Genomic DNA, 12517 nt, shown 5'->3' with positions numbered 1-12517 from the left:
TCCACCCTACGGGGCGGGGGTGACAATCCGGTCCCGTTGTGCCGGAAGGCGCACGTCCACGGCGACCAGCGCGTTCGGGACGGTCCCGTGCCGGGCGGCGTGCGGGCGGTGCGGGCGGTCCTGGTAGCCGTCCAGCAGCAGCCGGTTGCGGTTGAGGCAGAGCCGGGTGATCCGGGGCTGGAACAGGTCGAACAGCGCGAAGCGCTCGCGCAGCTCGGGGAAGCGGTCCTGGTAGCGGTGGATCTCGGTGCGCAGCAGGGCCCAGAACTCGGTCTCGGGCAGTCCGGTCTGGGCCTCCAGCAGCGGGGCGAGGTAGCGGAAGACTCCGATGAACAGCCCGGAGTGGATGAACTGGCAGAGCTCCGGCGGGCTGTCCCGCAGCAGCACGTCGGCGACCTCGGCGGGCAGGTCGCGCAGTTCGGGCAGGTCCTGGTCGCTGAGGTTGACGTCGTCGACGAAGTCCTTGACCGCGAGCCGGGTCGGGGTGTCGCGGTCGTCGAAGACCACGATGGCGTTCTCGCCGTGCGGGGAGAAGACCAGTCCGTAGCGGTACAGGAAGTGCAGCAGCGGCGGCATCATCGCGGCGAACAGCCGGCCGGTCCACTCGGCGGGGGCGAGGCCGGAGCGGGCGATCAGCTCGCCGGCCAGCGCCCGCCCGTCCGAGCCGGTCTGCAGCAGCGCGGCCAGGGTGCGGGCGCGCTCGCCCTCGGCGAGGGAGGGGCCGAGCGGCTCGCGCCAGATCGCGCCGAGCAGTTCCTTGTACTGGTACGGCGACTCGGGCATCTCCCGGTACACCGGGTGGTCGACGGTGACCGAGGCGATCTCGCCGAGCAGGATCACCCGGCACTCGTCCCGCAGGTACGGGTCGGCGTCGCGCAGCCCGTGCAGCCAGGCGGTGACGGCGGGCGCGGCGAGGGTCCGCTCGACCGGCAGCCCGCGCCAGACCAGGGTGTTGAGGATGGACAACGGCAGCTTGACGGTGCAGCGCTCGGGGTGGGCGGTGTTGAAGAAGGAGCGGATGGACTGCTGGGGCAGCCGTGGGTCGCCGTCCGAGGGCAGCGGCACGATCTCGCCGGAGGCGATCCAGGGCGCGAACAGCGGCAGGACCGTCTCGTCCCACTGCCAGGGGTGGACGGGCAGCAGCAGGTAGTCGTCGGCGTCCGGGCCGAGTGGGGCGCGCAGCGCGTCCACGTCGTCCAGTTCGCGGGCGTACAGCTGCTCGGGCCGCTCCAGGCCGGGCACCCCGCGGTACTCGGCGAGCCGGCGGTGGACGGCGATCCAGGGCAGCGGGCGCGGGCTGCGGGCCTCCGGGGTCCAGCGGGCGGCGTCGGTGCCGGAGAAGCCGATCCGGCCCTTGTTGGGGACGATCCACGGGTGGCCGCCCTGTCGCCCCTCCAGCGAGGGGTGGTCGAGCTCGGCGAGTTCGGCGGCGGTGAGCGCGGTGGCGAGCTGGCGGGCGTCCGCGGTGAGGGTGGCGGAGAGCTCGCGGATCAGGTGGGCCGTCGTCTCGCCGCGCATCCCGAGGGTCTGCCGGGCGTACGGGAGGAAGCGCAGCGGGTCCAGGCCGTCCGGGTGGGAGCAGCGGATGGATTCCGGGTCGACCTGCCAGCCGTCGTAGGCGCCCCGGCGGGCGGCGAAGCGGTACTCGACCTCGGGCAGTTTCAGCAGGTACTCGCCGTCGAGGGCGCCGGGGGTGGGGGTGAGCAGGTCCTCGTAGGAGAACTCGGCGAACATCTTGGCCAGCAGGGCGCGGCCGGCCCGCTGCCAGTGCCCGGCGGTGAGGTGCGGGGGCCGGTAGAGCGGCGGTTCAGCGGCCGACGGTTGCGGCACGGGTCAGCTCCTGGGGGCGGGGGACGACGGGGGCGGGTCGGCCGGCACGGCCGGCGGGGGCGGGCGGCGCGAAGCCGGTCCAGGCGGTCCGGTCGGGCAGTCGGTGGACGGTGCGGCCGGTGACGGCGTTGAGGATGACGGCGGCCCGGTGGGCGCCGAGCCCGAGGTCGGGGGTGCCGACGCCGTGGGTGTGCAGTTCGGCGTTCTGGACGTAGATGCCGCCGGTGAGCTCGGGCCGGGTGGCGACCCGGTGGTCGAGGTCGACCCGGTAGCGCCCGGACCGGTCCCAGTCGATCAGGTGGGCGAGGGGTTCGATCGCGGCGGGGCGGGCGGCCCGGTAGCCGGTGGCAAGCACCACGGCGTCGGTCCGCAGCAGGTGTTCGGTGCCGGAGTCGCTGTGCCGGCAGCGCAGTTCGAGGCCGCCGCAGGGTCCGGGCCGGGCGTCGGTGACGGCGGTGCCGGGGGTGATCTCGACCGGGGCGGAGTCGATCGGGCGGCCGATGGTGCGCTCGTAGAGGTGGTCGTGGATCTCGGCGAGGGTTTCGGCGCTGGCTGCCTTGTGCAGCTGCCACTGGGCGGCGACGAGGGAGTCCCGGACGGCTTCGGGGAGGCCGTGGAAGTAGCGGGTGTAGTCGGGGGTGAAGTGTTCGAGGCCGAGCTTGGAGTACTCCATCGGGGCGAACGCCCGGGTGCGGGTGAGCCAGCGCAGCCGGACGCCGTCGCCGTCGTGGCGGCGGAGCAGGTCGAGGAAGACCTCGGCGCCGGACTGTCCGCTGCCGACCACGGTGATGTCCCGGGCGCCGGCCAGGTCGGCGCGCCGGTCGAGGTACTCGGCGGAGTGGAAGGCCCCGGGGTGGCCCGCGAGTCCGGCGAAGGCCTCGGGCAGGACGGGCCGGGTGCCGACGCCGAGCGCGAGGTTGCGGGCCCGTACGGCGGAGCGCCGGCCGGTCGCGGTGTCGGTCAGCTCGACCCGGAACAGCGGGCCCTGGTCCGGTGTGGTGGTCCAGTGCAGTGCGGTGACCTCGGTGCCGAAGCGGCAGTTGGCCAGCCGTTCGGCGGCCCAGCGGCAGTAGTGGTCGTACTCGCGGCGGGGCAGCTGGAAGCGCTCGGCGAAGTAGAACGGGAACAGCCGGTCCTGGGCGCGCAGGTAGTTGAGGAAGGACCAGGGGTTGGTCGGGTCGACCAGGGAGACCAGGTCGGCGAGGAAGGGCACCTGCATCCGCGCCCCGTCCACCAGCATTCCGTGGTGCCAGCGGAACTCCGGGCGCTGGTCGCAGAAGAGGGTGCGCAGGCCCGGTACGGGCTCGGCGAGTGCCGCGAGCGAGAGGTTGAACGGGCCGATGCCGACGCCGAGCAGGTCGTAGGGAGGGGGTGTCGAGGTGTCCACAGGGTGTCCTAGGCGGGGAGTCGGGCCTGGCGCGGGGCGGGCCCCGGGTCTCGGTCGCGGACCATCAGGGCGGCGCGCTTCTCGGGCAGGCGGAGTTCGGCGGCGGCCCGGAACCCGGCCCGTTCGAAGGCCCGGACCGAGCGCCGGTTGCGCACGTCCGGTTCGGCCACCAGCCTTTCGCAGTCGGGCCGTCGGTGCAGGACCAGGTCGGCCGCGGCGGCCAGCAGGAGGCCGCCGAGGCCCCGGCCGCGGCTGGCGGCGGGGCCGAGCAGCAGGTGCAGGCCGGTGTCGTGCGGTCGGGCCGGGTAGTACCCGGCGAGCGGGTCGAGGTCGGCGCGGTAGACCTCCCAGTAGCTCATCGGTGCGCCGTCGAGCAGCCCCAGGCAGGGCACGCTGCGGCCGTCGCCGTCGAGTTGGGTTCGGACGTGCCGTTCGGTGACGGCGGGCGGCCCGGCCAGCTCCCAGAACGCGTCGACCTCGGGGTCGTTCATCCAGTCGGCGAGCAGGTCCAGGTCGGCGGGGAGCCGGACGGGGCGGAGCCGGAACTCGCCGGCCGGGGTGGAGACGGCGCCCCACCCGGGCAGGTCGTCCGACATCAGCCGCCCGCCACGGGATTGGGGATGTCCACGTACACGGACTGGGAGGCGACCGGGCCGACCAGCTCGTCCAGGCCGTTGATCCGGGTGAGCAGATTGGCCTTGCAGGGGAGGGTGGGCGCGTCCAGCAGCAGGGCGGGCAGCGCCGAGCCGGTGGCGCTCGCCCGCGGGCCGGCCAGGAAGCGGCGCAGCCCGGCGATCAGCACCGTCTCGTCGGCCAGCCCCTGGGAGCCGAAGGCGCCGATCAGTCCGAGCACGTGGTTGATGCCGAGGTAGTAGGCGAAGTGGTGGTCGATCACCGGGTCCGGCAGGAAGGTGTCGCTCTGCGCGCCGAGGCCGGGCAGCCGTGCGGTGAGCCGCTCGGCGGCGCTCTCCCGGTAGTAGTAGCCCTGGTTGTCGCGGTAGCGGCCGCCGTTGGGCCAGCCGTCGGCGTCCAGCAGCACGATGCTGTTCTGCTGGTGGGCCTCCAGCGCGATGCCGCCTCGGCCGTCCAGCCAGAGGACGGGCAGCACGACGGCGTCCAGGTACCGCAGGAACCATTCGGCGGCCACCGTGGACAGCGGGCGGCCGGTGCGGGCGGCGAGCGAGCGCAGGGTGTCGCCGAGCCGGGACGGCACGGTGGCGCCGGTGCCGAGCGGCTGTTCGGCGACCAGCCCGGCCACGCACAGCGCCCGGTCCGCGGGCGCGAAGGGCTGGGCGCGCAGCACGGTGTCCAGTCCGCCCGGGTCGTCGAGGTCGGGGTGGTCGACGCCGATCCAGGCCGGGTCGCGGACGACGTCGAAGCCGGGGTGGGCGGCCCGCCACTCGGCCGCGAGGCCGCTCTCCAGCAGCCGGTGCATCTCCAGGCCGCGGTGGAGCTCCTTGCGCAGGTTCTCCCGGCGGGAGTTGGTGATCCGCAGGCCGAGCGAGAGCTTGAGCATCCACGGCACGCCGGGCCGGTAGACGGTGCGCACCGAGGAGGTGGGGTACCAGGGCTCGCCGGCCGGCCCGAGGTCGTGCAGCAGCCCGTCGGCGAGCAGCGTGGCGACGGCCGGGCGGTGGGCGAGTTCCCGGGCCTGCCAGGGGTGCAGAGGCAGGGCGGCGGTGCCGGCCGGCAGGGCGGCGTGGCCGTCGAGCAGGGCGGCGGTGAGCCGGTCGGCGCTGTCGGCGACGGCGGAGCCGGCCGCGAGCAGTTCGCGGTCCACCGCGAACCAGTGCAGTTGGAAGGAGCCGTGCAGTTCCGGCGAGTACGCGGCGCTCTGGGCGGGACCGAGGCCATCGCGGCTCTTCGGGGTTGGGTGCAGTGGGTGGCCGAGCAGCAGGGACTGCTCGCCGGCGAGGAAGTGGGAGCGCTCCGGCCCGCCGGGTTCGGCGGCGGTACGGCGGTGGGCGAGGATCTCGGCGGTGCGCACGACCGAGTCGGCGACCCGGGCGGCGAGGTCGGCGACCTGTCCGGGGTCGGGCCGCTCGGCGGCCGCGGCGGCGAGCAGCGCGGCGGTGGTGACGGCGTCCACCGGGGCGTCGGCGGTCCCCTCGCCGGCCGAGAGCGTGGCCGGTCCGAACCGGTGCCAGCCGGCGGGCGACCAGTAGCGGACCGGCGCGGTGAGCCGGGCGGCGCCGCCGAGGACGTCGATCCGCAGCCGCCCGTCCGTCCCGGGCCGGGCGCCGGTCTCCCGCGTCCAGCAGCGCAACAGGGCTTCCACGGCGGCCTGTTCGGCGGCGACGGCCGGGTCCCGATGCAGCAGCGGGTCCGGCCCGGGCTGGTGCTCCCCGCTCGCCTCCGGCGCCGTCGCGCCCTGGGGCTCCCGAGGGGGCTCCGCGGGCTGCGGCGATTCGGGCGGTGCTCCGGTGAGGGCGGTGCTCAAGGCTGCTCCTTGGTGCGCGTGGGGGTGCGGACGCGCGCTGGTGGTGGAGGGGATGGGCGGGCGCTCGCACCGTCGCGTCAGGTAAGGGTTACCTATCCCTGAGGGTTGATCACAAGGACAGCTCACTCGTCCGGGTGAAGATCGGGGGTTGTCCGCCCCGGGGGCGGAAGGCCCTGCTGTGCCAACGAGCCGCCCGGTCCGGCGTCACGGATCGGTGACCTTCCGTCAGGTCCGCAACCCGGGGGCCGGGCCCGGCCGTCCTCGACCGCGATGGAAGACTCCATGGCGGCGATCCGCCACACCACCGCCGTGCCTCCGGCGCCGCACCGGCACCGCCGCACCACCGTCCGACCGAGCACAGGGGGAAGCGCACAGATGCCATCGATCCACCGGTCAGCCCTGGCCGCCGCCCTCGTCGCCGGAACGCTGCTCGCCGCGAGCGCCTGCGGGCCGGACGGCCCCGCCGGCGACGGCGGCGGGGCCGCCGCGCCGCCGCCGGACGCGACCGCAGCGAGCGGAGCCGCCGCCCCGGGCGGTGGCGGCGTCACCGGCGGGATCACCCTGCCCTCCGGCCTGCCGACCAGCCTGCTGGAGGGCCTGCCGCGGAGCTGGGACGACCTGAAGAAGTGGAAGTTCGAGGACTGGGACAAGTGGGCGTCCAAGCACGTCTTCCACAACCCGGTGGTGAAGGACTTCTGGGACCCGGCCAAGATGGGCGACGCCAAGCCCGCCGACCCGGCCCCGCCCGCCGCCAAGCCGGCGCCCTCCACCCCGGCGCCGTCCACCCCGGGGGCCGCCACCGACGACGGCGTGACCGATCCCGAGCCGGCGGTGGTCAAGGCCGTGCCGGTGCCCCGCCCGTACCTCAAGCAGCCCTCCGGCAAGGTGTTCTTCTCCGCCCAGGGCGGCCGGGGCAACTGCTCGGCCACCGTGGTGGCCGACCCGCAGCACCCGGGCAAGAGCAACCTGGTCTGGACGGCCGCGCACTGCGTGCACGAGGGCAAGGGCGGCGACTTCTACAAGGACCTGGTCTTCGTTCCCGCCTACAACAACTCCGGTGCCTCCAGCGGCGGCAGGAAGGCACCGCTGTCCGAGCTGGCCCCGCTCGGCACCTGGTGGGCCGACCAGGTCACCACCTCCCCGCAGTGGATGCTCGAGGGCGGCCGGACCGGCGACGCCGCCAACCAGTACGACTTCGCCGTGATGCGCGTGCACAACCAGAACGACACCGGCAAGTCCCTTGAAGAAACGGTCGGTTCGGCCGTCCCGGTGTGGTTCGACGCACCCCGTGACCAGCTCCGGGTGTCGGCCGCCGGCTATCCCCTGGTCAAGCCGTTCGACGGCCAGGAGCTCTACGCGTGCGACGGCGGCAAGCCGACCCGGCTGTCCTTCGACGCCAAGCGCCCGTCCATGCTGACCATCGGCTGCGACATGACCCAGGGCGCCAGCGGGGGCGGCTGGTTCGCCACCCTGCCGGACGGCAGGACGGCCCTGGTCAGCAACACCTCGATCGGCACCCAGGAGCACACGTCGCTGAGCGGCCCGTACCTGGAGACGGTCGCCAAGCAGGCCCTGGACTGGATCTCCAGGAAGCAGTGACCGGTACCGCGACGTGGGACGAACCAGCATGCGCACCGTCGGCACCAGGGCGCGCCGGGCCGCCACGGCCGGCGCCGCCCTGCTCGCCGCCCTGACGCTCACCTCGGCCGCCTGCGGGCCGGACGGCCCCATCGCCCCGGCCGCGCCGCCCGCCGCCCTGCCCAGGGCCGCGCCGACCAGCCTGGGCGACCTGAGCGGCTGGAAGGTGGAGGACTGGGCCCGGTACGCCACCGAGAGCGGCTTCGCCAACCCCGTGGCCCCGGGCTACTGGTCGGTCTCCCGGATGGAGGCCGCCAAGGCCAGGCCCACTCCGGAGTACGCGCTGACCGCCACCGCCCCCGGCGCCGTCCAGCGCGACGCTCCGCCGGCCGCCGTCCCGGCCGTGCCGCAGCGGCACCCGTACGGCCCGGACTCCGCCGTGGTCGGCAAGCTGTTCATGACCACGCCCCAGGGCGACGCGGTCTGCTCCGGCACGGTGGTCTCCGACCCGGTCGACCCCGGCCGCAGCGACCTGGTCTACACCGCCGCCCACTGCCTGCACGACGGCAAGGGCGGCGGCTGGGCGAGGAACCTGGTCTTCGTACCCGGCGTCAACCGGGACGGCCAGGCGCGTCGCGGCCGGCCGTACGGCGACCAGCAGGCCGCCCCGTACGGCCGGTGGACGGTGGTGCGGGCGCTGGTCTCGCCGACCTGGCTGCGGGAGAGCGGCGTGGGCGCCCACGACCAGTACGACTACGCGGTCCTGCGGGTGCGCCGGGAGGCCGGCTCCGGGCCGTCCCTGGAGGAGACGGTCGGCGGCTCGGTCCCGGTGTGGTTCAACGCACCCCGGGACCAGGTCGGTTCGGCCGTCGCCTACGGCTACCCGGTGGAGCGGCCGTTCGACGGCATGGAGCTGACCCGCTGCGAATCCCCCGCCGCGCCCGGTCTGCTCTCCTTCGACCGGACCCGACCGCCGATGTACGTGATCGGCTGCACCATGACCGGGGGCGCGGGCGGCGGCGGCTGGTTCATCACCAAGGACGGCAAGCCCAACCTGGTCAGCGTCAGCGCGCTCGGCAACCGCAACCCGGCCGGCTACCTGGCCGGGCCCTCGCTCCAGGACCAGGCGAAGCAGGCCTTCGACTACTTCACCAAGAACGAGCGATAGCGGGCCTCGCGGAAACGCCCAGGGCCCCCGGACACGATCGTCCGGGGGCCCTGGGCAAATGTCAGCCCGGTGAGCCGGGCAGAGGTGAAGCCGGTCAGCCGTGCAAGGCCACCGAGAAGTGCTCCAGCTCCGCCGCCAGCTCGGCCGGCACCTTGGCGTGCAGCAGCGTGCCCTCGCCGGTGTGCTCGGTGCCGAGCAGCTCGCCCTCCTTGTGCACCCGGGAGACCAGCGCGCCCTGGGTGTAGGGCACCAGGGCCCGTACCTCCACGGCCGGGCGCGGCAGCTCGTCGTCGATGAGCTTCAGCAGCTCGTCGATCCCCGCACCGCTGCGGGCCGACACCACGATGGCGTGCGGCTCGCGGCGCAGCAGGCGCTGCAGCACGTGCGGGTCGGCGGCGTCCGCCTTGTTGATCACCACGATCTCGGGCACGTCCTGTGCCTCGACCGAGACGATGACCTCCCGAACGGCGGCCAGCTGCGTCTCCGGCTCGGGGTGGGAGCCGTCCACCACGTGCAGGATGAGGTCCGCGTCGGCGACCTCCTCCATGGTCGAGCGGAAGGCCTCGACCAGGTGGTGCGGCAGGTGCCGGACGAAGCCGACGGTGTCGGCCAGGGTGTAGAGCCGCCCGGTCGGGGTCTCGGCCCGGCGCACGGTCGGGTCCAGGGTGGCGAACAGCGCGTTCTCCACCAGCACGCCCGCGCCGGTGAGCCGGTTGAGCAGGGAGGACTTGCCGGCGTTGGTGTACCCGGCGATGGCCACGGACGGCACCTGGTGGCGCTTGCGCTCCTGGCGCTTGGTGTCGCGGCCCTTCTTCATGTCGGCGATCTCCTTGCGGAGCTTCGCCATCTTCTCGCGGATCCGACGGCGGTCGGTCTCGATCTTGGTCTCACCGGGACCACGGGTCGCCATGCCGCCGCCCGAGGAGCCGGAGCCACCGCCACCCATCTGCCGGGACAGCGACTGGCCCCAACCGCGCAGACGCGGCAGCATGTACTGCATCTGGGCCAGCGAGACCTGCGCCTTGCCCTCACGGGACTTGGCGTGCTGGGCGAAGATGTCCAGGATCAGGGCCGTCCGGTCGACGACCTTGACCTTGACCACGTCCTCCAGGTGGATCAGCTGGCCGGGGGTGAGCTCACCGTCGCAGACCACGGTGTCGGCGCCGGTGGAGGCGACGATGTCGCGCAGCTCACGTGCCTTGCCGGAGCCGATGTAGGTGGCCGCGTCGGGCTTGTCGCGTCGCTGGATGAGGCCGTCCAGCACCTGGGAGCCGGCCGTCTCGGCCAGCGCGGCGAGCTCGGCCATCGAGTTCTCCGCCTCCTCCAGCGTGCCGTCCGTCCAGACACCGACGAGCACCACGCGCTCCAGGCGGAGCTGGCGGTACTCGACCTCGGTGACGTCTTCGAGCTCGGTGGAGAGGCCGACGACCCGGCGCAGGGCGGCTCGCTCGCTGCGGTCGTACTGGTCGCCGTCGTAGTCGTTGGTGTGGCCGAGGTCCTCGTCGATGGCCGCGAGGTCCTCGTCCATGAGGGCTTCCGCCCGCAGACCGTCGATGCGGCGCGGGGCGTCGGCGTGGTCGCGGGTGTCGGACGTGGAGGTCATTCTGTCCTTTGGTCGCTGTACGGCTGTGGCGAGGACCCTCGACTGTCACCGGGACCTCTGTGTCCTGGCAACGCCGTGGACCGGCCGTGAATTCCCCACGATGGTCGCACGCCGGGCGCGGGCCGGTCACCCCCATTTCCCCCGGAGTGGCGGCTCCGCGCCCCCTCCGGGGCGTGCGGGCGGCTCACGTCGTACACCCCGGACACCCGGAGCATCGCCCGCATCAGCGCGGGCAGCGCGCCCGGCTCGGGCAGCTCGACGGTGTAGGTGTGCCGGACCCGCAGCTCCTGCGGCGGCTCGACCTCGGCCGAGACGATGCCGACGCCCTCCGCGGAGATCGCCGCGGTGAGGTCGGCGAGCAGCCGGGGCCGGTTCAGCGCCTCGGCCAGCAGGGTGACGCGGTGCCCGGCCGTCGGCGCGTCCTCGGGCCGCCAGCGCACCTCCAGCTCGGCGCGGCCGTCCGCGCGCAGCCGCTGCCCGGCCGGACAGCCGGTGCGGTGCACGGCCACCGTGCCGCCGCGGATCGGGTAGCCGGCCACCTCGTCCGGCGGGACGGGCGTGCAGCAGCGGGCCAGCCGCACCGTCGCGCCGGGCTGCCCGGCCACCGCGACGGGGGCCGCCCGGCGCTCCCCGGCCCGGTGCGCGGGCGGGGCGGGCTGGCCGCCGGCCGGGCCGGTGCGCACCACCGGCAGCCGGGCCGGATGGTCGGCCAGCCAGCGCTCGATGGCCAGCCGGGCGGCGGGGGTGCGGGCGTGCGCCAGCCACTCCGGCGACGGGCCCGAGGGTTCGGTGCCGCGCTGCCCGCCGCCCGCCGGGGGGCTCTCGGTGAGCACCGCGAGCACGTCCCCGTCCTGGAGGACGGTGGACAACGCGGTGAGCCGGCCGTTGACCCGGGCGCCGATGCATCGGTGGCCGGTCTCCTCGCCGAGCAGGTAGGCCGCGTCCACACAGGTGGCGCCGGCCCTGAGCTGAAGCGTTTCGCCGCTCTCCGTCACCACGGTGATCTCGCGGTCGCCGGCCAGGTCGGCGGTGAGCGCGGACCAGAACGCGTCCGGGTCGGGGGTCTCCTGCTGCCACTCCAGCAGCCTGCTGAGCCAGCCGGGCCGGGCCGGGTCGGTGCGGTCCAGCTCGTCGGTGTCCTGGGCGGGGCCGGCCGGGGTCGGGTCGCCGAGCGCGACCACCCCGGTCTCGGCCACCTCGTGCATCCGGCGGGTCCGGACCAGCACCTCGACCACCGCACCGCCCTCCAGCGCCACGGCGGTGTGCAGCGACTGGTAGAGGTTGAACTTGGGGGCGGCCACGAAGTCCTTGAACTCCCCGGGCAGCGGTGTCCAGCAGGTGTGCAGCTCGCCGAGCACGGCGTAGCAGTCGGCGTTCTCCTCGACCACCACCAGCAGCCGCCCGAAGTCGGCCGGCTGGGGCCCCCGCGGCCGCCCGTCCGGCCCGGGCGCGGCGGCCCGCTCGAGCAGCACCCGGTGCAGCGAGACGCAGTGCCGGGGCCGCACCGTGACCTCGGCGGCGATCCCGGCCTCGGCCAGCTGGCGGGCCAGCCCGCGGGCGAACGGCTCCAGCAGGGTGTCCGGCTCGGCCTCGTGGCCGGTCATCAGGGCGCGGGTGCGGGCGTGCTCCTCGGGGTGCAGGGTGGCGAAGACGATGTCCTCCAGCTCCGCCTTGAGCACCTGGATGCCTAGCCGCTCGGCCAGCGGGATGAGCACGTCGCGGGTGACCTTGGCGATCCGCACCTGGCTGGCCGGCTTCATGTGCCGGATGGTGCGCATGTTGTGCAGTCGGTCGGCGAGCTTGATCACCATCACCCGGACGTCGTCCCCGGTGGCGACCAGCATCTTGCGGAAGGTCTCGGCCTCGGCGGCCGCGCCGAAGTCGACCTTCTCCAGTTTCGTCACCCCGTCGACCAGGTAGGCGACTTCGGGCCCGAAGCCGGCGCTCACCTGGTCCAGCGTCAAGTCGGTGTCCTCGACCGTGTCGTGCAGCAGCGAGGCGACCAAGGTGGTCGTCCCGGCGCCGAGTTGGGCCAGGATCATGGTGACGGCCAGCGGGTGGGTGATGTACGGCTCGCCGCTCTTGCGCTTCTGGCCGCGGTGGCTGGCCTCGGCGAGCCGGTACGCCCGCGCGAGCAGGGCCAGGTCGGCCTGCGGGTGGTGCCGGCGGTGGACCCGGACGAGCGGTTCCAGGGCGTCCGGCACCGGCTGCCGCCCGGTGGCCAGTAACGCGGCGCGCCCGGCCCGGCCGAGGGCGGCCAGGCCGAACTCCCCCAGGGGCCTCCGGGCCCCGGCCTGCCGTGCGGTCGTCGGCTGCCCCGCGAGGGGCTGCCCGGCTTCGATGGTCATCGGCACCTCCGGCAACGGTCGCCGGGTGCTGCCCCTCCCGAGGGCTGGTCCTGCCACCCCTCCCGGGGGACGACCCGGTGGTCCATGCTACCGAGCGGAGCACGGTGCGCGATGCCGTGATTCCCGTCCGCGACCGGTATCACCCGATCGGGTGGATTCGTCG

General features: G+C 74.5%; 8 protein-coding genes. 2 read left to right on the top strand and 6 right to left on the bottom strand.

Annotated elements, in window-relative coordinates:
• Positions 1 to 6 precede the first annotated feature (6 nt).
• Genes ACZ4WV_RS20580 through ACZ4WV_RS20565 form a run of 4 tightly spaced genes read right to left on the bottom strand, consistent with a single transcriptional unit; the run spans position 7 to position 5657 of the window.
• Positions 7 to 1830 (bottom strand): IucA/IucC family protein, encoded by a 1824-nt coding sequence (locus ACZ4WV_RS20580; protein WP_465748671.1) that lies wholly within the window; start codon positions 1828 to 1830, stop codon positions 7 to 9.
• On the bottom strand, positions 1808 to 3217 hold the full coding sequence (locus ACZ4WV_RS20575) for a lysine N(6)-hydroxylase/L-ornithine N(5)-oxygenase family protein (RefSeq protein WP_465748669.1): 1410 nt from the start codon (positions 3215 to 3217) through the stop codon (positions 1808 to 1810). The genes ACZ4WV_RS20580 and ACZ4WV_RS20575 overlap by 23 nt, the downstream gene beginning before the upstream one ends.
• Before the next feature lie 8 nt (positions 3218 to 3225).
• Positions 3226 to 3921: a GNAT family N-acetyltransferase gene (locus ACZ4WV_RS20570; protein ID WP_465748797.1), complete on the bottom strand. Its 696-nt coding sequence runs from the start codon at positions 3919 to 3921 to the stop codon at positions 3226 to 3228.
• A complete protein-coding gene (locus ACZ4WV_RS20565) occupies positions 3813 to 5657 on the bottom strand; it encodes an IucA/IucC family protein (RefSeq protein ID WP_465748667.1) in 1845 nt (614 codons plus the stop codon). The genes ACZ4WV_RS20570 and ACZ4WV_RS20565 overlap by 109 nt, the downstream gene beginning before the upstream one ends.
• A gap of 375 nt (positions 5658 to 6032) precedes the next feature.
• On the opposite strand from ACZ4WV_RS20565, the gene ACZ4WV_RS20560 reads away from it, so the two are divergent.
• Both ACZ4WV_RS20560 and ACZ4WV_RS20555 read left to right on the top strand, forming a co-directional pair.
• Complete coding sequence (locus tag ACZ4WV_RS20560; protein ID WP_465748665.1) at positions 6033 to 7256, top strand: trypsin-like serine peptidase; 1224 nt, start codon at positions 6033 to 6035, stop codon at positions 7254 to 7256.
• 28 nt (positions 7257 to 7284) lie between these two features.
• Positions 7285 to 8403: a trypsin-like serine peptidase gene (locus ACZ4WV_RS20555; RefSeq protein WP_465748663.1), complete on the top strand. Its 1119-nt coding sequence runs from the start codon at positions 7285 to 7287 to the stop codon at positions 8401 to 8403.
• A 94-nt stretch (positions 8404 to 8497) separates the two neighbouring features.
• On the opposite strand, the gene hflX is transcribed toward ACZ4WV_RS20555, so the two are convergent.
• Complete coding sequence (gene hflX, locus ACZ4WV_RS20550) at positions 8498 to 10006, bottom strand: GTPase HflX (protein ID WP_465748661.1); 1509 nt, start codon at positions 10004 to 10006, stop codon at positions 8498 to 8500.
• Complete coding sequence (locus tag ACZ4WV_RS20545; RefSeq protein WP_465748659.1) at positions 10003 to 12354, bottom strand: RelA/SpoT family protein; 2352 nt, start codon at positions 12352 to 12354, stop codon at positions 10003 to 10005. Before ACZ4WV_RS20545 ends, hflX begins: the two co-directional genes overlap by 4 nt.
• Positions 12355 to 12517 lie beyond the last annotated feature (163 nt).

Source organism: Kitasatospora sp. NPDC029312 (assembly GCF_055569215.1).
Note: the sequence above shows the minus strand (reverse complement) of the source record. Positions and strands in the feature narration are given on the sequence as shown.

Coding starts and splice junctions, on each gene's coding strand:
- ACZ4WV_RS20545 (WP_465748659.1), bottom strand. CDS start 12,354: ATGACCATCGAAGCCGGGCAGCCCCTCGCGGGGCAGCCGACGACCGCA.
- hflX (WP_465748661.1), bottom strand. CDS start 10,006: ATGACCTCCACGTCCGACACCCGCGACCACGCCGACGCCCCGCGCCGC.
- ACZ4WV_RS20560 (WP_465748665.1), top strand. CDS start 6,033: ATGCCATCGATCCACCGGTCAGCCCTGGCCGCCGCCCTCGTCGCCGGA.
- ACZ4WV_RS20555 (WP_465748663.1), top strand. CDS start 7,285: ATGCGCACCGTCGGCACCAGGGCGCGCCGGGCCGCCACGGCCGGCGCC.